This is a genomic window from Bradyrhizobium sp. CW1 (assembly GCF_023100665.1).
Lineage (GTDB): Bacteria > Pseudomonadota > Alphaproteobacteria > Rhizobiales > Xanthobacteraceae > Bradyrhizobium > Bradyrhizobium canariense_D.
Genome location: NZ_CP064684.1, coordinates 3,561,732 through 3,585,003, shown reverse-complemented (window position 1 = coordinate 3,585,003; position 23,272 = coordinate 3,561,732). Strand labels below are relative to the sequence as shown.

The following is a 23,272-nucleotide window of genomic DNA, read 5'->3' as shown; positions in this document are numbered from 1 at the left end:
GTCTCCTCGGGAGCGAAAGTCATGGCTTGGTCGGAGTGAGCCGTGGATCGGTTCGATGGGACTCCTCCGTCATTCCGGGCGCGGCCCGGAATGACGCGAATGTGCTCAGGGCGTCGCGAAAAACAAAATAATCTTCCTACCTCCCCCGATGGCGGAGTTCCGCGGCGTGCCTATGTCTTCGGGAACGACACCAAGAACGGACACCGGGCGATGGCACAACGGCAACTCAAGCTTGGCGCGTTCATGCGCCCGATCAGCATCCACACCGGTGCCTGGCGCTATCCCGGGGCTTGGCCGGACGCCAATTTCAACTTCGGCCACATCAAGACGCTGATCCAGAAGCTCGAGGCCGGCAAGTTCGACGCCTTCTTCATGGCCGATCACCTCGCCGTGCTGAACATGCCGGTCAATGCGCTCAAGCGCAGCCACACGGTCACCTCGTTCGAACCCTTCACGCTGTTGTCGGCGCTCTCGGCCGTCACCGAGCGGATCGGCCTGATCGCGACGGGCTCGACCACGTTCGACGAGCCCTATCACGTCGCACGGCGCTTCGCCTCGCTCGACCATCTCAGCGGCGGGCGGGCGGGCTGGAACATCGTCACCACCTCGAACCCGGATGCGGCGCTGAATTTCGGCCTCGACGACCACATGGAGCACGCCGAGCGCTACAAGCGCGCCCGCGAGTTCTACGACGTCGTCACGGGCCTGTGGGATTCCTTTGCCGACGACGCCTTCGTGCGCGACGTCGAAAGCGGCGTGTTCGTCGATCCCGCCAAGATGCATGTGCTCGACCATCACGGCAAATATCTGAAGGTGCGCGGTCCCCTCAACATCGCCCGCCCGGTCCAGGGCTGGCCGGTGATCGTGCAGGCCGGCGCCTCCGAGGACGGCAGGCAGCTCGCCGCCGAGACCGCGGAAGCCGTCTTCACCGGCGGCGGCAGCCTTGCCGACAGCCAGAAACTCTATGCCGATATCAAGGGCCGCATGGAGAAGGTCGGCCGCGATCCTGAACACCTCAAGATCCTGCCCGGCGCCTTCGTCGTGGTCGGCGACAGCGTCGACGAGGCCAAGGAGAAACGCGCGCTGCTCGACAGCCGCGTGCATTACGACAGCGCCATCGCCTCGCTCTCGGTCATCCTCGGCACGGATGCCTCCGGCTTCGATCCGGATGGGCAATTGCCGGAAATCCCGGAGACCAATGCCAGCAAGAGCGGTCGCCAGCGCATGGTCGACCTCGCGGCCCGCGACAAGCTCACGGTGCGCCAGCTCGCCCAACGCGTCGGCGGCTATGGCGGGCTATCCTTCGTCGGCACGGCCAAAACCATCGCCGACCAGATGGAGGAATGGCTGGTCGGGTGCGGCTCCGACGGCTTCAACATCATGTTCCCGTTCCTGCCTGCCGGCCTCGACGATTTCGTCGACAAGGTGGTCCCGGAGCTGCAGCGCCGCGGGATTTTCCGGAAAGAGTACGAAGGGCCCACTTTGAGAGAGAATCTGGGCCTGCCTCGGCCCAAAAACCGGTTCTTCGAGGCGTAATCGGCCTGATCTGGGTGCTTTTCGAGCCCTAAAATCTTGACATCAGGCGGTTTCTGGCTAGGTTGCCGGCCAACGCGGGCCATTTGGCCGGCTCCAGATTCCCTTCATTCCTGAGGTTCTGAACATGGCCAAAGCGGTCACCATCAAGGTCAAGCTCGTGTCCTCGGCCGACACTGGCTTCTACTACGTCGCCAAGAAGAATTCGCGCACCATGACCGACAAGCTGGTCAAGAAGAAGTACGACCCCGTGGCGCGCAAGCACGTCGAATTCCGCGAAGCCAAGATCAAGTAAGATCGCGGAACGTAGAAGACTTTTGCGGGGCCCTTTCGGGTCCCGTTTTATTTTGGCCCCTCTCTCGTGTCCGGATACGCAGCAGCGCCCCGTGGACGTGACGCTACGCTGCGAGCTGGGCACAGCGAGTCATGGCCAGATTTTTTTCAACCTTCGGTTGCTCGCTCCCGAATGTATGTTACCGTGCACTTGCCGGGCGGAAATTTCCGTCCGGATTTGGAAGGACATGGTCATGAGATTCGCATCAAGCCTTGTCGTGCCTTCAACCATCGCTGTCTTGTCGACCGTCTTGCTGTGCGCGCCGGCAGCGTCGCAAATCCCAACCGGCTCCGCCGCCACGATTCCTCCCGTCACGGTCGACGCGCCGAAACAGGTGGCAAGGCCGCACGTGTCGGAGCGAGGAGCAAACACAATTGCGCCGCGTCGGACTGCCTCAACAGCTCAAACGTCAGTCGCGCGAACGCCTTCGTATGCGCCGGGTTCTGTGATGGGGAGGATTGCCAGCCTGGAGAAAGTCGCCAGCAGCTGCAACGGTGGCTGTGCATCAAGCTTCCCAAGCGGCAAAGATCCCTGGGTTGGATGCAGCGTGTCGGGCGGCAACATAGACTACGGACCTTTCTCGCCGACCTGCCGAGACACCATCACCCACAAATCCTACCTGGACTGCGTCGAAACCAGGACGTTCCTGGGCGACAACCGAAACAAGGCTCACTGGTTGTGCAGCAGTCTGGCCGCCGGCAACAGGTTTAAGGTCGCCGATCTCAAGCGGTCAGGACGCACGCGTTAGTCCATCCCGTCCGCCGGCTTTCTGGCGCAGTTGAACTTAGCTCTCCTGTCGTAAGTTCGCGGACGTCACGGAGCTTGAATGGGCTTTTTCTGGCCCGTCTTGGGCGCTCGCGTGTCCCGGGCGCGCTGCAACGCGCAAGCGTTGCTGCGCAGAACCGGGACCCAGAAAGCCACACAATACAACCAGCGACTGGGCCCCGGCTCTGCAACGCACCGCTAAAGAAGCGCCGCGCTGCGCCGGGGCACGAGAGCGCGAGGAAGCGTGCTTCTGGAACTGTCGCCTCCGCTATGCGCTCCCGCTTCGGCTGATCACCGAGACGATCAGGGCGCTGCGACTGCAACCGTTTCTTCGATAATCCTCAGTTGTCCATTTTCGCTGGTCAGTATGGATGAGTAATAACCGTGAAACGGACGGTCTCCTACCTTGGCCTCCCATGTTCCAGCGTTGAGGACAAAGCTCGCTGATCTGAAGGCCATGTTCCCTCCGTTGGGTTCGCTATTGTGAATTGATATCGCTCAGCGCCGTTCGACAACTGAGCGTTGCTGCACCTCAATAAGCGCGGCAAATAAGTCGTCTGCTAAACCTGCACTTCCGCTTTCGTACCCTGGCCATTTCGAACCAGACGCGGCTCCGTTCCCGCCAAAAGCCTTTGGATGTTGGCACGATGGCGGATGATCACGTAGAGGCCGCCTCCGATCACCAGCAACCGATACGGCAATGGGTGCTCGACCGCGCAGACAAGAACGATTGACGTCAAAGCCGCGAGCATCGAGCTCAAGGAAACGATCCTGGTCATAGCCAGCACGAGGCCAAAGACGGCTGCAGCCCCCAATCCGACGGGCCAAGACATCGCCAGCAACACACCGAGCCCCGCGGCAGCCGACTTGCCGCCCGTGAAGTTCAGCCAGATCGATCGGCTATGTCCCAACAGCACAGCAAGTCCAGCCAGACAAACAGCCCATGGCACCCAGACATGCAGATCAGACGCTGTCGGCGGCGGGGATATTTCCGCGTACAGCCAAGGGCAGAACGAACGCGCGACGATGATGGCACCCACGCCCTTCAGCACATCGCCGACGAGCACGAACAAGGCAGCCCCCTTGCCGAGAGTGCGCAAGACATTCGTTGCCCCGGTGGACTTGGAGCCATGCCTTCGGATGTCGATGCCCCTGAGCAGCTTCCCCGCCAGATGGCCCGTGGGGACCGAGCCAAGGAGATAGGCGATCAACAACCCAACCGCGCCCGCTGTCCAAAAAGCCATGGGTTTTGGATCCAGTTTCCTGAACGCTGTTTTATCCCCGACTTCGTCTGACCGCTATACGTCACAAGTGGCCGATCACGGCCCCGAGGCTGCGACTGCGATCGAAGGTCTCTGCAGGTTGAAACGCGATGATAATGTCCGGCTGCCCCCGCGACGGGAAGGGTTCCTTTTTTCTCGCCGCCGGTGTTTCATCTGCGCGGCGGAGAACGGACATGCAGGGATCGCTGGGGGAAAAGATCGGTGAAGGCGCCTTCTCCGAGGCCTACGCCTGGGCGCCCGGTCAGGTCGTGAAGCTGTTTAAGGCCGGCGTCTCTCATCTGCTCGGCCGACACGAGGTACGCATGATCCGCGCCGTGCACGCCGCCGGCGTCCCCGTGCCGGCGGTGTTGGGAGAGGTGACGCTGGACGGGCGCTTCGGCATCGTGCTGGAGCGCCTCGACGGACCGACCCTGCGGCATCTCTCGCGCACCGGCGCGGTGACGTTCGAACAGGCGGGCGCGATCATCGCGGCTCTGGCCATGTCTCTTCACAAGACGTCGCCACCGCCGGAGCTCCCCTCCATGCGCGCGTATATGGAGAGCGAGTTGCGGCACGACGACGGCAAGGTCCCGAAGCACGTCGCCACTGACATCCTCACCCTGATCGATCGCCTGTCGACCGGCGGCGGGCTTTGCCATTGCGACCTTAGCCCCGGCAACGTGATCATGACTGCGGAAGGCCCCAAGCTCGTCGACTGGACCTTCGCGATGCGCGGGCCCGCCGCCCTCGATCTTGGGTTCTTGCATGTCATCCTGTCCGAGCTCGGCCCGAAAATAGCCGACAATCCGGAGCGGCCGCGCGCGACCAATGCGGCGGCGCAATCCGAATATGCGCGGCTGGCCGGCATGTCTCTGGCGGAGTTGACGGCGGCAATGGAGCCGTATTTGCCTATCGTCCGCACCTTCGTCGTCCTCGGAAACGTGGTGCCTGCGCTGCGGGAGCAACTGATCCAGCGCATCGAAGCGGGGCTGCGCGCGAAAGACTGAACCGTCCGCAACCTCGATTCCTGTTCGCCGTCTCAAGGCGCTCTCGATCACCGAGCAAATCTCGGCAGCCAGTGGAGCCGTTTGGCACAATCGGGTTGTATCGGGAGGCGGCCCTCGCGCTTGGTACAGCCAAAATCGGCATTCTTGGTCCTGTTTTATAGCCGGGCGCAACGCATCTATTCGCTGACGACCGGCGACCGGAGCGATCCCTATCCATCAGGATGAGTGGGAGCCCCGGTCAATGCGGAGAGCGGAGATTGCGGACACGAAGACACGAGTTCCACACAGCCTGACATTCTGTGGATGCCGGTGCGTCCACGCTCTTTGCATTATTCGCCCAAGAGACAAATGACCGAGGAGATAATTCCCATGAAGGCGATCGTTGTAACGGACCAGGCCGCAGGAAGGGCCGGGATGAAGCTCATGGACCGGCCCGAGCCGCAGGCAGCGATAAACGACGTCGTCGTTCAGGTTCATGCGTCGGGATTTGTACCGACTGAGCTGGCGTGGCCCTCGACCTGGACCGATCGCCTCGAACGTGACCGAACACCGTCGATCCCTGGGCACGAGCTGGCCGGAGTGGTCTCCGCCCTCGGATATGGCACAACGGGACTATCAGTCGGACAGCGGGTGTTCGGCCTCGCGGACTGGTATCGCGACGGCACGCTGGCCGAGTATGTGGCGATCGAGGCACGCAACCTTGCACCGCTGCCGGGCGACGTCGACTTTACGGTAGGTGCGAGTCTGCCGATCTCGGGCCTGACGGCGTGGCAAGGGCTGTTCCAACACGGCCGCCTTCAGGCGGGGCAAAGCGTCCTCGCACACGGCGCGGCCGGCGCAGTCGGATCGATGGTGACGCAACTCGCACGAGAGGCCGGCGCCTACGTCATCGGCTCTGGACGCGCCGCCGACCGTCAGACGGTGCTCGACTTCGGCGCGAAGGAGTTCGTCGACCTCGACAACGATACCCTGAAGGACGTGGGCAAAGTCGATCTGGTCTTCGATGTCATCGGCGGTGACATCCAGAAGCGATCCGCAGCACTGATCCGAGCCGGAGGAACATTGGTGACGATCGTGGGGCCGGCCGAGACGCGGCCCTCCGATGGCCTGGCGGTCGACTTCGTCGTCGAGTCCGATCGAGCCCAACTGAGTGAGATCGTACGGCGGGTGCGGGACGGACGACTGCGGACGAACATCGGCAACGTCTCGACCCTCGATGATGCCGTCGCCGCGTTAAATCCGACCAAGCGACGCAAGGGGAATACGATTATCCACATTCGTCCCTGAGAGACGCACGCCCATTGATGCGCGCGACCGGCCGGCGATCACCAGCAGCTCGGATGCCCGCTGGATTATCCGCCGCGATGGAGACGAAGCATGCGCTTCCGCCCTGCCAGGGCGTGTACTCATTAAGCGGCCGCCCGCCAGATGTCCGGTTTACCGCCAACATCGGCCGCAGACCTGAAGGCCTTCGAGGTCGCAGATGGGCCAATGGGAGACGTCACCGACGCCCAAACTTGACTGACGCAACACCGCGGCTAGCGAAGCGGGCGGGACCGGCTGAACAAGAAACCGCTGGGAGTGAACTTTCGGGCTACTGCGAGCGCGCTGGCCTCGCACGTTTCGAGCGCGATCTTCTGGGCCAGCATGACGTCGCCAATCGGAAGATCGCCAACGGGCAGGAAGCACAAGCCGATCTTTGGGCGACCGTTTTCGCCGATCTCGCAGACATTCGCAGCCGCTCCCGCATAGATCCTATAGCGGTTGCCCGTATCGCCGCCGACCACATCGAAATAGCCTGTTTGCGTGAATTGCCGCCGCTGGAGGGGCGAGAGGCAATGCCGCAGCAGCAGCAGCGCGCGTCCTTCGGGAGTGCTCTCGGCGCCGTGTCTAATGAACAGCGCCTTTGCAGCCCTCATCCGTGAGCGTTCACCCGGCCGGGACGGCCTGAACAGCCACACCGCTCAGCGATTCAGCCGCCGACCAGCCTGGGGAAGAAGAGAGTTTCTTCCGCAGTGGGGTCGAACGATCGGATCTGCGACACCTGATTTGAACCGGTCCGGACCGCGGCGGTGAAGCCGACGTTCCTCAGCTCGCGGAATCGCTGCTCCGCCTTGGCTACTTCTCGTGCATCGTTGGCGTCGAAAAAGTGACGGCTGTCGCCGGTACTGTCCATCACGACTTGGATCGGCATGCGGATCCCTCCTTGTTGCTTCATGACTGAATGTTGTCGAAGCTCCGAAACCGGCGCCGGAAGGCGCAACAAAATGGGCCCCAGCTCCCGGGGGGCAATGGGGGAAGAGCTGGGGCCCGACTGAATCACCCACTTGGGGATGGGCATTGGGAAAACTTGGTAACTGACGAGTCGTTCCAAACTGCCGTTCCGCCTACAAATGTTCAGCGGCCTCTGTCGTCCTTGCCGTTGGGACTACCATCGCCGCCGCCGTTACCCCAGCCATTGTTGCCGTGGTGATGGACCGCGCTCGCACCCGATTTAGCAATTGCATCGGACGTGAGGGAGGTGGAGAGCAGCAGCGTTATGGCTGGAGGTGTCACCACCGCGAACTTTCCGCAGGTCTTCAGAAATTCGCGGCGGTCATCGTCTTCGTCGGGCATGGGGTCTCTCCGGAGCTGGCGCAGAGATTAAATACCTTAAATATTATTAAATCAATTGAACCATGTTAATAAGTCCGGTCACAAAGTGCGACAATAAGTTTCGTCCGGCTTCGCACTTTTCGGAACTTCCTCAGGGGCAGCGGACCGAAGCCCTCAAGCGTCGTCAGGTGCGCGGACCCGGCAATCTCCGGTCATCAGTATGCAGGGCGACTATGTTGAGCAGCCTGTGTCGGAGATTTAGTTCGCACTCAGGGACGAGTGGGCGATGTTCCGTGGCTAAGTGACGACTTTGAGCGATGGTTCGTTGGCTCGCTCGAGCAGGCACGTGTCTCGGCGCTGAATTCTTCGGCCATTTTGCGCTCCTAACATGCAGGCGGGAGCGCGGAATTGTCTCTCAGCCACCGACGCCTACGGTTAGACCCTCGGCCGGCGATGCGTATCAATGTGCGAAGTCGCTTATCATTGCTGGCGCTTCTCGTCCCCTCCTTCTCAGCAGGAGTGAAGGCGAGCGCTTGGAGAGGTTTTAGGAGGAAGCCCACCATCCGTCGGGGAATGGCTCCAGCAAAGTCCGATTGACTTGGTTGTCGTTGTCAGGGGCTGATAGGGCCTGCATTCCAGCTTGGTGGCGCGCGGCGACGGAAGCGGACAGACAGGGCGCCTGGTTCACGAGTTCGAAGGCGGCGCGAAGCAGGATGTGTCAAGCGTAATGGAGGCACACTGCGGGCGCTTCGCTCTGCTTCTTCGACTAGACCTCGAATATATTCCAATTCTGAGAGCTGAGAGGTGAGTTCGCTAAGTCGTTGGGCATAAAGGATTGCGCGAGAGCTTCGCATGAATGTTCTCCCCTGCGCAAAAAACTATCGGGAAAAACCAGCAAATCAATTTAACTATGTTAACGGGCTCGGTCACGAAAGTGCGCCCATAAGTTGCTCCAAGGCTATTCGAGGCTTCGCTACTCCCTCAGGGGCAGCGCGATGCGCTGGAGTCCGCTTTGGGCCCACTAGCGGTCCTCGACTGGCCGCGCTCCGTAGGTCAGCTACGGACCAATCGCGTCGATTTGGCGCTGCGGCGCTCAACGCAGGAACGTCCTCGTAGCTGCCAAGTTAAGCCGCCAAAATCACCTGTGAGGGAGACAAAGTCATGGCCCGCGCAACGGCCCACCCGGATCATCACTGCATCTCGAGCGAAGACATTCAGGGAACCGAGGTGTATGGAGCAGATGGAAAGAATATCGGTGAGATTGATCACCTCATCATCGACAAGGTGTCAGGCCGCGTAGCTTATGCAGTCATGAGCTTCGGCGGATTTGTTGGCTTGGGTCACAGCCACTACCCCATTCCATGGAGCGCTCTGACGTATGATACGTCGATCGAGGGCTTCCGAACCAATATCACAGAGCAACAGCTCAGGGATGCGCCGGAGTTCAGCGATGACTCCTGGCAGGATCGAGATTGGGAAACGCGAACCCACCGGTATTATGGGACACCCACTTACTGGGAAGCGCGAGGTGGCCTATAACGCCAGACGACGCGCCGGAATTTTCCAATCGTGAGTGTCAGCTGAATTGATCGGCGACCCTCGTGGATGCTGTCGGATCGATCTTCCGACCCATACCAGCATTGAGCTTCGCTGGACACCGTCCAGCGAAGTTCAGGCAGTTTTGATTGATGAGCCTTGCAGCGAACAACGCCTGCCGCCCGCATCGGAGGCGGAGGATGTCGCTCATTGGTTTTGCTCAGCTTCTCTCTAGAGTCAGCAATGGGTTCAAGCGGCGCCCAGCGGGCATTACCGTGAAGGTCCGCTTCGCACCAATTACGGAAGTCCCAAATTGGGCGCGGCGCTGGGCACTGATCGGGGCAGCGGTACCACTCCGTTTGATGATGCCGCGCTCCACGAAGTTCGCTCAAGCCGCTGGACGCCTCGCCTACGCCGTCCGCAACACCGGCGCCGGCGGCTGCGACGGCCGGATCAGCGCAAACGCGACCTGGATGATGCCGCCGGCCAGCCCCAGCGCGACGCCGATGCGCCAGGCCATCGTGTACGAGCCGAGCGCGTCGTAGAGCAGCCCGCCTCCGTAGGCACCGAGGAAGCTGCCGATCTGGTGGCTCATGAAGGCGAGGCCCTGGATCATCGCCTGCCAGCGCAGGCCGAACATCTCGGCAACCGCGCCCGCGACCAGCGGTCCGACACCCATCCACAGGAAGCCCATGATTGCGCCGAACAGCAAGGTCGAGGCAGGCGTCGCCGGCAACATGAAGTACCAGGCCAGCGCCAGCGAGCGCAGGACGTAGATGCCGCCGAGCAGCGCCAGCTTGTTCCAGCGCTGGCCGGCCCAGCCGAAGAACAGCGAGCCGAGCACGTTGAAGCCGCCGATCATCCCGAGCGTCTGCGCGCTCAGCATCGGATCGAGGCCGCAGATCGCGAGATAGGACGGCAGGTGCGTGGCGAGGAACACGAGCTGCATGCCGCAGACGAGATAGGCGCAGGTCATCACCACGAAGGACGCATTGCCGAAGGCGGTCTTCGCTGCAATCATCGCCGTGGCATCGACGATCTCGTCAGTCGCGGGCTTCGGCAGCGGGACCGCGTCGACGCGCCCGGCATACCAGGCCGCCGGGATCATCAGCACCGACATCACCACGAAGCCGGCCAGCCCAATGCGCCAGCCAAAGCCCTCGTTGAGCATCTGCCCGATCGGCGCTGACAGCAGCGCGCCGAGCGAGCCCGCGCCGGAGACGATGCCGAGCACGGTGGAACGCACCGTCGCGGGCACCGCGCGCGCCGCCACCGACATCGCGATTGCCGCCGCGGTGCAGGCGAGCGAGGTGCCGATCAGCACGCCGGCGCCGATCATGATGGCGACGAGACCGTTCGCGGTTGCCATCAGCACCAGGCCCGCGATGTACATGAACGAGCCTGCGATCATGATCGGACGGAAGCCGTAGCGCGTGGTCATTGCCCCGGCGAGCGGCTGGAGAAAGCCCCAGGCGAGGTTCTGCACGGCCAGCGCCAGCGTGAAATCGGAGATCGACAGATGGATGTCGTGGGTCAGCGGCTGCATGAAGATGCCGAGGCTCTGCCGCAGCCCCATGCTCAGCGTCAGCATGATCGAGGCGCCGATCAGGATGGGCAATGTCGGGCGCAGGACCTGCAACAGGGGCATTTTTGTCTCCCTCATCGGCGCGGCGCGAGCGCCGTCGTCTGCAATATCAGTTGATTTTGGTTACACAGACCTGTGTACTTAGGCTATGAATAGCGTGCGCTGTCAAGCAAACAGGACATTCACCGCCGCATGGCTCCCCCGCCCGCCCCACAGACGATGAAAGAGCGGATTCTCGAGACCGCCGACAAACTGTTCTATCTTCAGGGCATTCGCGCCATCGGCGTCGACACCATCGCGGCCGAGATCGGCATCTCCAAGCGCACGCTCTACAACCACTTCCCCTCCAAGGACGCGCTGATCGCCGCCTACCTGGAGCGCCGCTTCGTGCAGCCCCGCCCCTCCGACAAGCCCCCGGCCGAGCAGATCCTCGCCACCTTCGATTCGCTGGAGCGCCGCTTCGCCGCAAAAGATTTTCGCGGCTGCCCGTTCGTGAATGCCGTCGCCGAACTTGGCCCGGCGGACCGCGCCGTAAAGAAGATTGCCATCGCCTTCAAGGAAAGCCGCCGCACCTGGTTTCGCGATCGCCTCAATGAGCTCGGCGTTGCGAACGCAGAGGCACTCGCAACGCAGCTTGTGCTGCTGGTCGACGGCTCGATCGCGCAGGACCTCGTCCGCGACGACCCCGCAATGGCCCGCGCCGCGAAGGAAGCGGCGACGGTGCTGCTGCGGAATGCGGGGGTGACGGTGGGAGATCAGACTACGGTGAAGCGAGGCAAGCGGCCGGCCCGGCATCCCTGAAGCAGCTGCAACATCAGAACCCGCCGCTCGCCGCAAGAAGTACGGATCGGAAAGCACGCACCGCAAGGTCCGTTTGCCGTGCTTCACCCTTCGATCTCTTGAAGCGAGTGGACTGAGAGGAACCATCGTCATTTCGGCGTAGTTGACCTTCTTTACACCGGAGAAGGTCATGAATCGAAAATCGCTTCTTCTTACAGCCGCACTGTCCTTCGCTGTTGCCGCTCCCGTCTTCGCACAAGGCGGCGGCGGAGGTGGTGGCGGCGGAGGCGCGGGTGGCGCAGCTGCGAGCGGCGGCGCGTCCGGATCATCCGCCAGCTCAGGCGCAGGCACTGGCACGTCTGGCGCCGCCAATGGAGGCCACTCGGCGCCATCCGGCATGGGCACAAACGGAACCTCAACCGGCGCTCACACCAACAACTCTCCAACCAACCCGAACGTTCAGCCCCCGACGCCGAACGGGAATACCGCGAGCACACCGACCACCACCGGCGCGGGCAACACCGCGTCAGGATCGACACAGGCGGGCACGCCAAACGGGACCGACAGGTCCGGTATCACGTCCACCAACGGCGCCAACAGCGACAACAAGAACCAGATGAGCCCCGCGGAGCAGGCAAGAACGGGGATCAAGACGCTTCCACAGGATCAAACTCCAGGAGCCGTCAGTGCGCCGGGTGTTGGCGTCGGTCATGCGGCGAACGGCTTGCCGATCGGTACGCCCGGTTCAGGGACCAGCAACGTCGATCAGAAGTGACCCGGACTTTCTCCATCTCCACAGGGCCCGCTACGGCGGGCCCTTTCTGTGACGTCCTGAAGGGAGTGGACGAGGCCTAGGGCTGCGAGGGCGAGACATGGAGTAAACTTGGCATCAGGCGGCCCTGCCGATACACTGGTTTTTTTTGGGGCGTGCCCATGATTAGATTTTCGTCGTTGCTGCCAATTTCATTTCTGATCATCTGCACCCCGGCCTGGGCCGACGAGATGAAGATCCAATTCACGTTTGGACCTCCGCGGCCCTGCACCACCGTCTTTCCCAATCCCGAAATCAAGATGAAGAGTGTTCCGCCCGGCACGCGCACGATCGTCGTCAAGTTTCGCAGAGAGAAGAACTACGAGATGGGGGGCCAGGAGATCCCATTTCCTTCAGACAACATCGTGAAGCCGGAGAGCTTGCGAACCTGGGGCCCCTGCAATTCCGGCCTGTACACTTATGAGGTCATCGCGAAGTCCAGCACGGGCGCGGCCCTGGCCAAGGCAGAATGGTCGGAGCCCTATCCTCCCTGACCTGAAGGGTGGACGCCCGCTTGTTCGCCGTGGCGTGCCGGATTCCTCGCTAGCGGGATGACAGCAGAGTTTGTGGATGTTGGATGCTAGCAGGATGCTCCTGTTTTGCCCGACGAGTCAAACGGCAATGCTGTGCGCATCAGCCGTTTTGCAGCCGACGTAAGCCATTGATCCGACTAGTGTCGGCTACTGTGCATGGGGTTGTTTTCGCGTTTTTTTACGCGGGCGTGTGCCAGCGGCCTCACGCCGCGTGCGACACCACGCGATTGCGGCCGTCGTGCTTGGCGCGGTACAGGGCGGTATCGGCGCGCTTGAGCACGTCGCCAACCGCCTCGCCCTTCTGCTCCAGCGTGGTCAGGCCGATCGAGATCGTGACCTCGATGCGCTTGGTGCCCTTGTGGATCGCAAAGGGCTCGCCGGCGATCGAGCGGCGCAGGCGCTCGGCGACCATGCCCGCGACGTGGAGATCGGTCTCCGGCATCACGATGACGAATTCCTCGCCGCCGTAGCGACAGGCAAGGTCGATGCCGCGGATCGACTTGCGCACCCGCACGGCGAATTCGCGCAGCACGTCGTCGCCGGCGTCGTGGCCGTAATTGTCGTTGATCGACTTGAAGTAGTCGATGTCCAGAATCATCAGCGCCAGCGGCTTGCCGCGCGTTGCGGCCTGCTCGGCCAGCGTCGCGAGATGGCTCTCCATGTAGCGCCGATTGTGCAGCCCCGTGAGCGCGTCGGTGATCGCCATCTCGATCGAATTCTGCACGTTGTCGCGCAAATGGTCGGTGTAGCGGCGACGGCGGATCTGGGTGCGGGCACGCGCCAGCAGCTCGATCTTGTCGATGGGACGCAGCAGATAGTCGTTGACGCCGATCTCGAGCCCGCGCAGCAGCCGCGTCGCGTTCTCGGGGTCGGCGATCGCCAGGATCGGCACATGCCGCGTGCGCTCCAGCGAGCGCGCCTGGCTGCACAGCCGCAGGCCGTCGAAATTGTTGAGGTCGAGCGAGACGATCAGCAGATCGTAATTGCCCTCGGCGGCGTGGAACAGCGCCTCCGTCGGGTTCGGCTCGACGTCGATGGTGTGCTCGGCGGCAAGGATCGTCGCCAGCCGCTCATAGGAGGACTGGCGGTCGTCGACCAGCAGGATACGGCCGCCCTTGCCGGTGTCGGAGATCGCACTGCGCTCGGGCGCCTGCATGCCGATCTCGAGCGAGGTGATGGCGCGCATGCGCAGCTCGTCCGTCATCATCTTCAGCCGGGTCAGCGAGCGCACGCGCGCGATCAGCACGACATCGGAGACGGGTTTTGTCAGGAAATCGTCGGCGCCGGCTTCCAGCCCGCGGTTGCGGTCGGACGGGCTGTCGAGCGCGGTGACCATCACGACGGGAATGTGATGCGTGGCCGGATCGGTCTTGAGCCGGCGGCAGACCTCGAAACCGTCCATGTCCGGCATCATGACGTCGAGCAGGATGATGTCGCATTCGGCGCGGGCGCAGATCGCCAGCGCCTCGGTGCCGTTCGCGGCGGTCATCACGTCGAAATATTCGGCGGACAGGCGGGCTTCGAGCAGCTTGACGTTGGCAGGGACGTCATCGACGACGAGAATACGCGCGGACACTGTGAACTCACTTCCTATCCGATGAAACGTCGGACCGTCTCAATGAATTTGCCGACCGAGATCGGCTTGGACAAATAGGCCTCGCAGCCGCCCTCGCGGATGCGCTCTTCGTCGCCCTTCATCGCGAACGCCGTGACGGCGACGACGGGAATGCTGCGCAGCTCCGGATCGTCCTTGATCCAGCGCGTCACCTCCAGGCCCGAGACCTGCGGCAATTGGATATCCATCAGCACGAGGTCGGGCCGCATCTTGCGAACGAGGTCGAGCGCCTCGTAGCCGTTGCTGGTGCCGGTGGTCTGGTAGCCGTGCGCCTCCAACAGGTCGCGGAAGAGCTTCATGTTGAGCTCGTTGTCTTCCACGATCAGGACGGTCTTAGCCATCCCGCCCTCCTGATTGGTCCGCAGACCGATGCATGTGACGCCTCAGGCGCCGGTCGCCGGCGCTTCGAAAACTGGATTCAAACTAGCCTCGAATTCGCTTGAGTTTCGTTAAACCCGAGGGCCGACTTTCTGCGATGTGGTTTCCAGTTGCTTGTCGGGGGTCGCAAGACTTGGGTAAGAGACTGGGCAAGAGACTTGGAAACGAGACTCGGGCATGGTGGCCCCAAAGTAGACACCGAAAGTTAACGGAAAGGCAAACCGGCCACGTGAAAAAGCCTGTTCACAACCCGCGCGAAGTCGCTGAAATCGTTGCGCTTCAGGCGCTGTCTTTCGTCGCGGGCGAACCCGAGCGGCTGGGCCTGTTCCTGGCCGAGACAGGGGTCGGCCCGGAGATGCTGCGCAATGCCGCCTCGGACCCCAATTTCCTGCTGAGCGTGCTCGATTTCGTGATGCGCGACGACGCCACCGTGAAGGCTTTTGCCAGCACGGCGGAACTGCATCCGACCAACGTTGCCGCAGCGCGGCAGGTTCTCGGCGACGCGCTCGGCGACCCCAATTGGGAGCGCGACGTGCCGTGACCTCCTTGGAGACGGCCGGGCCCCGCTGCTTCTGCCGGGATTGTTCGGCCGATCTGGATATGGGCGTGCGGCGCTGTTCCGCCTGCGGTTCCCCCCGCCTCGCCCGCCACCGCGCGCTCGCAAGCCTGACCATCGCCCATATCGACTGCGACGCCTTCTACGCGACCGTCGAGAAGCGCGACAATCCCGACATCGCCGACAAGCCCGTGATCATCGGCGGGGGCAAGCGCGGCGTGGTGTCGGCCGCCTGCTACATCGCCCGCACCTACGGCGTGCGGTCGGCCATGCCGATGTACAAGGCGTTGGAAGCCTGCCCGCATGCAGCCGTGATCCCGCCGAACATGGCGAAATATGTCCGGGTCGGGCGCGAGGTGCGCCAGGCCATGCAAGCGCTGACGCCGCTGGTCGAGCCGCTTTCGATCGACGAGGCGTTCCTCGATCTCTCCGGCACCGAGCGGGTGCACGGCATGATCCCGGCCAAGGTGCTGGCGCGGTTCGCACGCAACATCGAGCGCGACATCGGCATCAGCGTCTCGGTCGGCCTCTCCTGCAACAAGTTCCTGGCGAAGATCGCCTCCGACCTGGACAAGCCGCGCGGGTTTGCTGCGCTCGACCAGGACGAAGCGCGCCTGATGCTGGCGGAGAAGCCGGTCGGTTTCATTTTCGGCGTTGGACCCGCGACGCAGGAGCGTCTGGTGCAACGCGGCTTCCGCATCATCGCGGACCTGCAGAAGGCCGACGAGATCGAGGTGATGCGGCAGTTTCCGAGTGACGGCCGCAGGCTGTGGCGACTCGCGCGCGGCATCGACGACCGCCGCGTCGAGCCCGATCGGGGCGCCAAGACGATTTCGAGCGAGACGACGTTCGAGACCGACATCCGGGACTTCGCGACGCTGGAGAAGATTTTGTGGCGGCTGTGCGAAAAGACGTCGTCTCGCCTTAAGAGCAGCGAGCTCGCCGGCCTGACCGTCACGTTGAAGCTGAAGACCGCCGATTTCCGCCAGCGCACCCGCTCGCAGTCGATCACGGCCCCGACGCAGCTTGCCGCGAAGATCTTCTCGATCTGCCGCGAGATGCTGGCGAAAGAGATCGACGGCACCGCCTTCCGCCTGATGGGCGCCGGCGTCAGCGCCCTGCGCGAGGGTTCAGTCGCCGACGACACCGACATGCTCGACCGCCGCGCCGCCCATGCCGAGCGCGCGGTGGACAGCTTGCGCAAGAAATTCGGCAGCGCCGCAGTGATCCGCGGCATCGCGTATGAGGGGCCGGAAAAGGCGCAGGAGTGATGACAGGCGAACGCGACCTCCACGCACTGCTGAGACACATGAAGCCGGAGATGCGGCCGGGCATCTTCGTGTTCTGCACGATCCCGACGAACGAGCCAGTTCCCGCAGCGCTCAGTCCACTGCTGACGTTTTGCGAGCAGGAAGGAACGACGCTGGTGCTCCTGCGCGAAGAGGCCGAAGCGGCAGGACTACGCCACGCATTTGCATCGTGCCTGATCACCCTGACGGTTCACTCCGCACTCGATGCGGTCGGCTTCCTGGCGGCGATCACGGCACGTCTCGCCGCAGCCGGCATCAGCGTGAACGCCGTGTCGGCGTTTCACCACGATCATTTGTTTGTGCCGGCAGACAGGGCCGACGACGCGATGGTTCTTCTGCGAGAGATGTCCAACGCAACACACTTGTAGCGAAAGATCTCAATCCGCGACAGCCACCGCTTCGATCTCGATCATCCATTCCGGCGCGGCGAGCGCCGAGACGCCGACCAGCGTGCTCGCCGGCGGCTCCATACCTTCGAAGAAGGCCGAGCGGGCCTTGCCGATGATCGGGCGCAGCTCCGGCTTGTAGTTCACGACGAAGGTCGTGATCTTCACGATGTTGGCGTAGCTCGCGCCGGCCGCCTTCAGCGCATGCCCGAGATTCTGCATCACCTGCGTGGTCTGCGCCGCGAGATCGCCCTCGCCGACAATCCGCCCCTCCTCGTCCACCGACACCTGGCCGGAGATGTAGATCGTCCGCGCCCCCGTGGCGGTGACGACATGCGAATAGGCGGGATTGTGATGCAGGCCGCTGGGACGGAGATGATCGAGCTTGGGCATGACGAGCCTCCCGGATGTTTGTGGTTGGGAGGAGCGTAGCCAGAGACCGCGTTGCAGGCCAGCCCTCAATTGCAGGGCTTGCTGTCCTTCGCGTCGAACTTGCCCATCGCGCCCGAAATCACAAAATCGTTGTAATCGAGCACAAGCTGGCGCGAGACGCCGTTCTCGTAGAGCTCGAACGCCATCGCATAGACCGGCGTCTGCTCGCCTTCCTTCTGCTGGGCCTCACGATCGAAATAGCTGACGGTGACGGGCCAGCGCTTGAGGGACTTCATGTGCTCGTCGGACGTCGAGGGATCGGGCGAGCCTTCGCGTTCGGCGGGGATCGGCTGGCCGATCACGGTCAGCGTGTTGTAGACCTTTTGGCCATCGTCGGAGCCGTCATAGACGGAGAGTTCGAGCAGCGACTTGCCGTCCTTGGCGGCGGCAATGATGCGCTGGATCTGTTCGGTCGGGAATACGATCTTGCCGTCGAGCGTAAAGCTCTTCGGGGCCGGCAGCTTCAGCTTGACGTTGATGTGGTCGCCGTCGCGCTCAGCCGAGCCGTCGACCCGGCCGGCATCCGCCTCGTTCATCCGCGTCTCGATCTTGAAGCGGTAGCTTTTGCCGCCGGCGTCCTCCCAGGAATTGGAGCGGAGGTCGCTGAGCGTGACCTTGCCCTCGCCGCTGTCGAGCTCGGAAACCTGGCGGAATTCGGAGGTGTAGCCCTCGCACGAACTTCCGGTGAAATTGTAGAGGATGCGGCCGCGCGCGCTGTTGATCGAATTCGAGCGCGATTTCACCAGGCTCAGATCATAGAGCGCCTGATGCGCGAGAAACGGACCGTTCGCGGCCAACGCCCCGCCTCCGGGGCCGAGAGCGGCCGCCGCGAGCGCCGTCACACCGAGCGAAGTCCGGAAAAGGTGCAGCATGTCTGGTTCCTGAGGAAAGCGCAGATTCGACATTTTAATGACCGTTCCATTGCGTCGCAACTGAGGCCGTTTCACGTAAAGTTGCGGCCTTTGCGTTGAACCTCCTGCCCTGCCTCAACAAAATGCCACCCCCGACGGTTGCTTGCATGTGGCGGCACGATGGGCGAAACAGGGCCCGCCCGGCCTGCAAGGGATGCGCCGGGGCGGATGGATTTTTGGACAACGAGGTCGGACATGGCGGGCACGGTCGAGCAGAAGCTGGCGGAACAGGGCATCAAGCTGCACGAGGCCCCCACCCCCGTGGCAAACTACGTGCCGTTCGTGCGCACCGGTAATCTGCTGTTCGTCTCCGGCCAGGTTTGCTTCGATCCCGCCGGCAAGCTGATCGCCAAGGGCAAGCTCGGCGCCGGCGTGACCATCGAAGACGGCGCCGCGGCCGCCCGCGGCTGCGCCGTCAATCTGCTGGCCCAGGTCAAGGCGGCGCTGGGCGACCTCGACAAGGTCGTGCGCGTGGTGCGCCTCGGCGGCTTCATCAACTCGGCGCCGGACTTCCTGGACGGGCCGAAGGTCCTCAACGGCGCCTCCGACCTGATGGTCGCCGCCTTCGGTGACAAGGGCCGTCATGCCCGCACCACTGTCGGCGTCGCCTCCCTGCCCGCGGATGCGGCGGTCGAGGTCGAAGGCGTGTTTGAGGTCGCCTGAGGCGAATGCGCGCTCCTGATTGGCTGACAGCCCGCCCGGTCGCCCATCGCGGCCTGCACGACATTTCCCGCGGCATCGTCGAGAACATGCCGGGCGCGGTGCAGGCTGCAATTGCGGGCAATTTCTCCATCGAGGTCGACATCCAGCTCTCCGCCGACGGCGAGGCCATGGTGCATCACGACCATGCGCTCGGCCGCCTGACCGAGGCCACCGGCCCGCTGGTCGAGAAAACCGCCACTGAACTGAAGGCGCTCACGTTCAAGGACACGGCCGAGCGGATGATGTCGCTCAGCGACCTCTGCGCCCTTGTTGGCGGCCGCGTGCCGCTGGTGATCGAGGTTAAGAGCCGTTTTGACCGCGACCGCAAGCTGGTGAAGCGGATGGCCGAAGTGCTCGCGTCCTATGATGGCCCCGCGGTCGGCATGTCGTTCGACCCGGACCAGGTGCTGGCGCTGCGCGAGCTGCTGCCATCCCGCCCCCGCGGCATCGTCGCGCAACGGAGCTATCAGGACGACTACTGGGCTCATCTGACGCAGCAGCAGCGCGACAGCATGCTGTACCTGCGCCATGGTTTTCAGACCCAGCCGCAGTTCGTCGCCTTTAGGGTCGACGACCTGCCCGCCCCCGCCCTCTGGATCGCCCGCAATGTGTTCGGCTGCGCTCTACTGGGCTGGACCGTGCGTACGACCGAGCAGCGGACGCGGGTCGCGCAATATGCGGATCAGATGATCTTCGAGGGCTTCGTACCCTAGGCTTGATGTTTCCCACTCTTGAAGTCGCTGCTGCAATGCACGATCTTGGGCACGATGGCACCATCCGAAATCACCCTTGAGGCCGTACCTTCCATTGGCGAAGTATCGCCGGACGACTGGGACGCCTGCGCCAATCCCGGCGGCAAGTCTTGTAATGGGCATGGCAAGGGAACCTCATCCGGACTTCCAGGGGATTCCCTCGGCCTCTCAAAGCCCGGCTATAACCCCTTCGTCTCCCACGCGTTTTTATCGGCCGTTGAGAAATCGGGTTCGGCCACGATCCGCACCGGCTGGGGACCGCGGCATCTCGTGGCCAAGGTCGACGGTCGCGTCGCCGGCGTCGTGCCCTGCTATCTGAAATCGCACTCGCAAGGCGAATATGTCTTCGACCGCGGCTGGGCCGATGCCTATGAGCGCGCCGGCGGGCGGTACTATCCGAAGCTGCAGGTTTCGGTTCCGTTCACGCCGGCGACGGGACCGCGGCTGCTGGTCCGCGACGGCGTTGACCGCGAGCACATCATGGAAGCGCTGGCGAGCGGGTTGGTGGCGCTGTGCGGTGTCAGCAAGGCTTCCTCGGTGCACGTCACTTTCGCCCGCGAGGCGGAGTGGAAGCTGCTCGCCGAGCACGGCTTCCTCCAGCGCACCGACCAGCAGTTCCATTGGCACAACGAAGGCTTTGCGAGTTTCGACGATTTCCTGGCGACGCTGAACTCCCGCCACCGCAAATCGATCAAGCGCGAACGGCGCGATGCGCTGGCTGCCGGGGTCACCATCCACTGCCTCACGGGCAAGGAGATCACCGAGGATGCCTGGGATGCGTTTTTCATGTTCTACATGGAGACCGGCTCGCGCAAATGGGGCCGCCCTTATCTGACGCGGGAATTCTTCTCGCTGATCGGCGAAACCATGAGCCAGGACGTGCTGCTGGTCATGGCATGCCGCAACGATCGCTGGATCGCGGGCGCGATCAACTTCATCGGCTCGGACACGCTGTTCGGCCGCAACTGGGGTGCGGTCGAGCATCATCCCTTCCTGCATTTCGAGGTCTGCTATTACCAGGCGATCGACTTCGCCATCAAACGCGGTTTGGCGAATGTCGAAGCCGGCGCGCAGGGCGAGCACAAGATCGCACGCGGCTACCTGCCGCGGACCACCCACTCCGCTCACTTCATCGCTGATCCGGGCTTGCGCCGCGCCATCGACGATTACCTCAAGCGCGAGCGCGCCAATGTTGCGGAAGCCGGACGGGAGCTGGCCGAGCTCGGCCCGTTCCGCAAAGGCGCCGACGAGGCGCCTTGACGGTTCGTTGCGGCTGGTGACAGTAAGCGCAAAATTCCAGGGAGCCGCCGCCATGACCGCCTACGACCCCGACAACATCTTCGCGAAGATCCTCCGCGGTGAATTCCCCTGCCACAAGGTTTACGAGGATGAGCACGTGCTCGCCTTTCTCGACATCATGCCGCGGGTACCGGGCCACACGCTGGTGATTCCAAAAGCTCCTGCCCGCAACATCCTCGACATCAAGCCGGACGACTACGCCCACGTCGCCCGCGGCGCACACAAAATCGCTGCCGCAGCGATGACGGCGTTCAAGGCCGACGGCATCACCGTGCAGCAGTTCAACGAGGCGGCCGGCGGACAGGTGGTGTTTCATCTCCACATGCACGTGATGCCGCGCCACGACGGCGTGGCGATGCTTCCGCCCGCCAGCCGCAAGGAAGACGTCAAGGTGCTGGAAGAGAACGCGACCAAGCTGATCGCGGCGTTGAAGGCGGGCTGACGCTCTCCACTCGTCATTGCGAGCGCAGCGAAGCAATCCAGACTGCCTCCGCGGCTACAGTCTGGATTGCTTCGTCGCAAGAGCTCCTCGAAATGACGGAGGAGACACTTCACTCCGTCTGAAAATCTCCCGGCTGCGGGGCGGCCAGCGGCGTGAACTCGCAACGATCTGGTTTGATGTCGATCAGCGGCGTGTTGTCGAGGCAATCGAGCCCGCGCACCAGAATCGCGTTGCCTTCGATGCCGACCAGCTTCACGATCGACGTGCCGATCGGATTAGGGCGCACCGGCGAGCGCAGCGAAAACGTGCCGCGGGTCTTCTCGTTGTTCTTAGGGCTTTGCAGGACGATGTCGCGGCGCGACTTGTCGAGCCAGTAAAGCACTTCGAGATTGCTGTAGAAATCGACGCCCTTGATCGCCGGCACGAACGGCTCGAAGATCTCGAGCCGACATATCGGGCCGTCTGTCCGGCCCTGCCGCGGGGTCTCCATCCGCGAGCTCCAGGGCGTGCGGATGCGGCCGATGAAGACGAGTCCGGCATCTTGCGTCGGCGGCAGCTCGATGGAGACTTCACCCTCGCGGAGCTGGTTTTCGCGAACCATATGTCCAATTCCCTGCTGTTCGCCGGCGGTTTTAGCCCAACCACCACTTGCCGGCCAGCATGAAGACTTCGCCCGCGACCACGCCCGCGAAGATCGAGCGGCGGGCCAGCAGGAAGACGACGAGGCCGGCGCCGACCGCACCGTAGCGCAGGGCGTCCGGCACGCTCGCAAGCGCCCCGGGGGGCTCGACCACGATCTGGGCGATGACGCCGGCCAGGGTCGCCGTGGCGACCGCCCGTACCCAGACCAGAAGCTCGGAGCCCTCGTCGATGCCGCCGCCGAACCACAGGCCCAGCATGCGCCATATCTGGTTGGGAACAACGCCGGCGACGAACAGCACCGCCAGCGCGTGCCAGTCGCCGATGAGCTGCGCAAAGCTCATGCGCGCACCTCCCGCCACCAATGCGCGCCATAGGCAATCGTGCCCGCCACGAGCCCGCTGACGAGGATGTCGAGGCCGGAATTGATCTTCGCGGCCAGTGGATACAGCAATATGCCCAGCGCGAGGGCGACGACATCGGCGAGCTCGCGGCTGTTGCGTGCGGTCGAGAACAGGAAGGACAGCGGCGTCAGCAAAAGGATCGCCGCGCCAAGCGTCTGAGTCAGATTGGCGGCAAGGAAATAGCCGACCGCATTGGCGGTGAGACACACCGAGACAAGACCGAAGCCAAGTCCGTTGACGAAGACGATCCGGCGTTCACGCGGTACCTGCGGCAGGAAGCGATGGCATTCGACCCACAGTGTCACCGCGGTGAGATGCGCCGCGAAAAACAGCTCGCGCCGTTTCGTCGTCGGCGTGCGCATCAACGGCAGCACCGAGACCACCATCGGAAACAGCCGGATCGCACTGACGGTGACCGCGATCGCGGACTGGACGATCGTCGCGCCGGAGCCAAGCGTGGTGATCAGGATGATCTGCGCCGGACCTGCCCAGACGAACAGCGTCGAGCAGAGCGCCCAGAGCAGGCTGAAATGTGTGTCGTGGGCGAGCGCGCCGATGCCGAGATAGGTCACGAACAGCACGAGCGTGAGGATGGTCTGCGTGATCGAGCGCAGCCCCCACGCAAAGGCGCGCCAGGGACTTTGCCATTGAGGTGAATTGAGCGGAGGAAGCGCCACGGGGAGTCTTGGCCGGATGAGGAATCGT

The 23,272-nt window shown here is 63.2% G+C and carries 27 protein-coding genes; 14 read left to right on the top strand and 13 right to left on the bottom strand.

The window, feature by feature from the left end; translation table 11 throughout:
• The first annotated feature begins 210 nt into the window (after window positions 1-210).
• Both IVB54_RS17575 and rpmG read left to right on the top strand, forming a co-directional pair.
• Entirely contained in the window at window positions 211-1,536 is a 1,326-nt protein-coding gene (locus tag IVB54_RS17575; RefSeq protein WP_247338478.1) for an LLM class flavin-dependent oxidoreductase, read from the top strand.
• A 124-nt stretch (window positions 1,537-1,660) separates the two neighbouring features.
• Window positions 1,661-1,828, top strand: coding sequence for a 50S ribosomal protein L33 (gene rpmG, locus IVB54_RS17570; protein ID WP_007603295.1), 168 nt, complete (start codon window positions 1,661-1,663; stop codon window positions 1,826-1,828).
• Between the two features lie 1,364 nt (window positions 1,829-3,192).
• On the opposite strand, the gene plsY is transcribed toward rpmG, so the two are convergent.
• Window positions 3,193-3,876 carry a glycerol-3-phosphate 1-O-acyltransferase PlsY gene (gene plsY, locus IVB54_RS17565; protein ID WP_085395627.1) on the bottom strand — a complete coding sequence of 228 codons (684 nt, stop codon included), beginning with the start codon at window positions 3,874-3,876 and terminating at the stop codon, window positions 3,193-3,195.
• Between the two features lie 212 nt (window positions 3,877-4,088).
• On the opposite strand from plsY, the gene IVB54_RS17560 reads away from it, so the two are divergent.
• Entirely contained in the window at window positions 4,089-4,901 is an 813-nt protein-coding gene (locus tag IVB54_RS17560; protein WP_247296504.1) for an aminoglycoside phosphotransferase family protein, read from the top strand.
• Between the two features lie 369 nt (window positions 4,902-5,270).
• A complete protein-coding gene (locus tag IVB54_RS17555; protein WP_085395626.1) occupies window positions 5,271-6,188 on the top strand; it encodes an NADP-dependent oxidoreductase in 918 nt (305 codons plus the stop codon).
• 251 nt (window positions 6,189-6,439) lie between these two features.
• On the opposite strand, the gene IVB54_RS17550 is transcribed toward IVB54_RS17555, so the two are convergent.
• From IVB54_RS17550 to IVB54_RS17540, 3 genes are all read right to left on the bottom strand, one after another.
• Window positions 6,440-6,820 carry a hypothetical protein gene (locus IVB54_RS17550; protein ID WP_018455151.1) on the bottom strand — a complete coding sequence of 127 codons (381 nt, stop codon included), beginning with the start codon at window positions 6,818-6,820 and terminating at the stop codon, window positions 6,440-6,442.
• A gap of 53 nt (window positions 6,821-6,873) precedes the next feature.
• Window positions 6,874-7,095 carry a hypothetical protein gene (locus tag IVB54_RS17545; protein ID WP_026232889.1) on the bottom strand — a complete coding sequence of 74 codons (222 nt, stop codon included), beginning with the start codon at window positions 7,093-7,095 and terminating at the stop codon, window positions 6,874-6,876.
• 203 nt (window positions 7,096-7,298) lie between these two features.
• Entirely contained in the window at window positions 7,299-7,517 is a 219-nt protein-coding gene (locus tag IVB54_RS17540; RefSeq protein ID WP_085351389.1) for a hypothetical protein, read from the bottom strand.
• Window positions 7,518-8,657: 1,140 nt separating this feature from the next.
• Between IVB54_RS17540 and IVB54_RS17535 the strand changes: the two genes are divergently transcribed.
• A complete protein-coding gene (locus IVB54_RS17535; RefSeq protein WP_018455153.1) occupies window positions 8,658-9,035 on the top strand; it encodes a PRC-barrel domain-containing protein in 378 nt (125 codons plus the stop codon).
• 406 nt (window positions 9,036-9,441) lie between these two features.
• Here IVB54_RS17535 and IVB54_RS17530 read toward each other — a convergent pair whose 3' ends face one another.
• A complete protein-coding gene (locus IVB54_RS17530) occupies window positions 9,442-10,680 on the bottom strand; it encodes an MFS transporter (protein ID WP_247777389.1) in 1,239 nt (412 codons plus the stop codon).
• Window positions 10,681-10,809: 129 nt separating this feature from the next.
• Between IVB54_RS17530 and IVB54_RS17525 the strand changes: the two genes are divergently transcribed.
• Complete coding sequence (locus IVB54_RS17525; protein WP_085384428.1) at window positions 10,810-11,418, top strand: TetR/AcrR family transcriptional regulator; 609 nt, start codon at window positions 10,810-10,812, stop codon at window positions 11,416-11,418.
• Between the two features lie 438 nt (window positions 11,419-11,856).
• Here the strand turns inward: IVB54_RS17525 and IVB54_RS17520 are convergent, their stop codons facing one another.
• Window positions 11,857-12,048 carry a hypothetical protein gene (locus IVB54_RS17520; protein ID WP_085386298.1) on the bottom strand — a complete coding sequence of 64 codons (192 nt, stop codon included), beginning with the start codon at window positions 12,046-12,048 and terminating at the stop codon, window positions 11,857-11,859.
• 282 nt (window positions 12,049-12,330) lie between these two features.
• On the opposite strand from IVB54_RS17520, the gene IVB54_RS17515 reads away from it, so the two are divergent.
• Window positions 12,331-12,702 (top strand): hypothetical protein, encoded by a 372-nt coding sequence (locus IVB54_RS17515; RefSeq protein ID WP_085384430.1) that lies wholly within the window; start codon window positions 12,331-12,333, stop codon window positions 12,700-12,702.
• 241 nt (window positions 12,703-12,943) lie between these two features.
• Here IVB54_RS17515 and IVB54_RS17510 read toward each other — a convergent pair whose 3' ends face one another.
• Together IVB54_RS17510 and IVB54_RS17505 are read right to left on the bottom strand one after the other, a co-directional pair.
• Window positions 12,944-14,317, bottom strand: coding sequence for a PleD family two-component system response regulator (locus IVB54_RS17510; protein WP_018455158.1), 1,374 nt, complete (start codon window positions 14,315-14,317; stop codon window positions 12,944-12,946).
• Window positions 14,318-14,331: 14 nt separating this feature from the next.
• Window positions 14,332-14,697: a response regulator gene (locus IVB54_RS17505; RefSeq protein ID WP_007603272.1), complete on the bottom strand. Its 366-nt coding sequence runs from the start codon at window positions 14,695-14,697 to the stop codon at window positions 14,332-14,334.
• A 266-nt stretch (window positions 14,698-14,963) separates the two neighbouring features.
• Here IVB54_RS17505 and IVB54_RS17500 point away from each other — a divergent pair, with 266 nt between their 5' ends.
• From IVB54_RS17500 to IVB54_RS17490, 3 genes are read left to right on the top strand one after another with little or no spacing between them, the layout of a single operon-like run.
• Window positions 14,964-15,275: a DUF3572 domain-containing protein gene (locus IVB54_RS17500; protein WP_027518410.1), complete on the top strand. Its 312-nt coding sequence runs from the start codon at window positions 14,964-14,966 to the stop codon at window positions 15,273-15,275.
• On the top strand, window positions 15,272-16,561 hold the full coding sequence (locus IVB54_RS17495; RefSeq protein ID WP_085395620.1) for a DNA polymerase IV: 1,290 nt from the start codon (window positions 15,272-15,274) through the stop codon (window positions 16,559-16,561). The genes IVB54_RS17500 and IVB54_RS17495 overlap by 4 nt, the downstream gene beginning before the upstream one ends.
• Window positions 16,561-16,968 (top strand): ACT domain-containing protein, encoded by a 408-nt coding sequence (locus IVB54_RS17490; RefSeq protein WP_085351383.1) that lies wholly within the window; start codon window positions 16,561-16,563, stop codon window positions 16,966-16,968. Before IVB54_RS17495 ends, IVB54_RS17490 begins: the two co-directional genes overlap by 1 nt.
• A 9-nt stretch (window positions 16,969-16,977) precedes the next feature.
• Here the strand turns inward: IVB54_RS17490 and IVB54_RS17485 are convergent, their stop codons facing one another.
• Both IVB54_RS17485 and IVB54_RS17480 read right to left on the bottom strand, forming a co-directional pair.
• Window positions 16,978-17,379: a RidA family protein gene (locus IVB54_RS17485; protein WP_007603265.1), complete on the bottom strand. Its 402-nt coding sequence runs from the start codon at window positions 17,377-17,379 to the stop codon at window positions 16,978-16,980.
• Window positions 17,380-17,444: 65 nt separating this feature from the next.
• The gene (locus IVB54_RS17480) at window positions 17,445-18,290 is read right to left on the bottom strand and encodes a cell envelope integrity EipB family protein (RefSeq protein WP_007611285.1); all 846 of its coding nucleotides are present in this window, start codon (window positions 18,288-18,290) and stop codon (window positions 17,445-17,447) included.
• A 234-nt stretch (window positions 18,291-18,524) separates the two neighbouring features.
• Between IVB54_RS17480 and IVB54_RS17475 the strand changes: the two genes are divergently transcribed.
• The 4 genes from IVB54_RS17475 to IVB54_RS17460 are packed head-to-tail and all read left to right on the top strand — an operon-like array spanning window position 18,525 to window position 21,524.
• Entirely contained in the window at window positions 18,525-18,992 is a 468-nt protein-coding gene (locus IVB54_RS17475; protein ID WP_007611287.1) for a RidA family protein, read from the top strand.
• A 5-nt stretch (window positions 18,993-18,997) separates the two neighbouring features.
• Complete coding sequence (locus IVB54_RS17470) at window positions 18,998-19,744, top strand: glycerophosphodiester phosphodiesterase (RefSeq protein WP_018455163.1); 747 nt, start codon at window positions 18,998-19,000, stop codon at window positions 19,742-19,744.
• Window positions 19,745-19,798: 54 nt separating this feature from the next.
• Entirely contained in the window at window positions 19,799-21,043 is a 1,245-nt protein-coding gene (locus IVB54_RS17465; protein WP_247777387.1) for a GNAT family N-acetyltransferase, read from the top strand.
• A gap of 52 nt (window positions 21,044-21,095) precedes the next feature.
• A complete protein-coding gene (locus IVB54_RS17460) occupies window positions 21,096-21,524 on the top strand; it encodes an HIT family protein (protein ID WP_018455165.1) in 429 nt (142 codons plus the stop codon).
• 109 nt (window positions 21,525-21,633) lie between these two features.
• On the opposite strand, the gene tsaA is transcribed toward IVB54_RS17460, so the two are convergent.
• The 3 genes from tsaA to IVB54_RS17445 are packed head-to-tail and all read right to left on the bottom strand — an operon-like array spanning window position 21,634 to window position 23,244.
• Window positions 21,634-22,125, bottom strand: coding sequence for a tRNA (N6-threonylcarbamoyladenosine(37)-N6)-methyltransferase TrmO (gene tsaA / locus IVB54_RS17455; protein WP_018455166.1), 492 nt, complete (start codon window positions 22,123-22,125; stop codon window positions 21,634-21,636).
• Between the two features lie 31 nt (window positions 22,126-22,156).
• Window positions 22,157-22,507, bottom strand: a complete 351-nt coding sequence (locus tag IVB54_RS17450) for an AzlD domain-containing protein (protein ID WP_018455167.1) — start codon at window positions 22,505-22,507, stop codon at window positions 22,157-22,159.
• Window positions 22,504-23,244, bottom strand: coding sequence for an AzlC family ABC transporter permease (locus tag IVB54_RS17445; RefSeq protein WP_247377545.1), 741 nt, complete (start codon window positions 23,242-23,244; stop codon window positions 22,504-22,506). The genes IVB54_RS17450 and IVB54_RS17445 overlap by 4 nt, the downstream gene beginning before the upstream one ends.
• Between the last annotated feature and the right edge of the window lie 28 nt (window positions 23,245-23,272).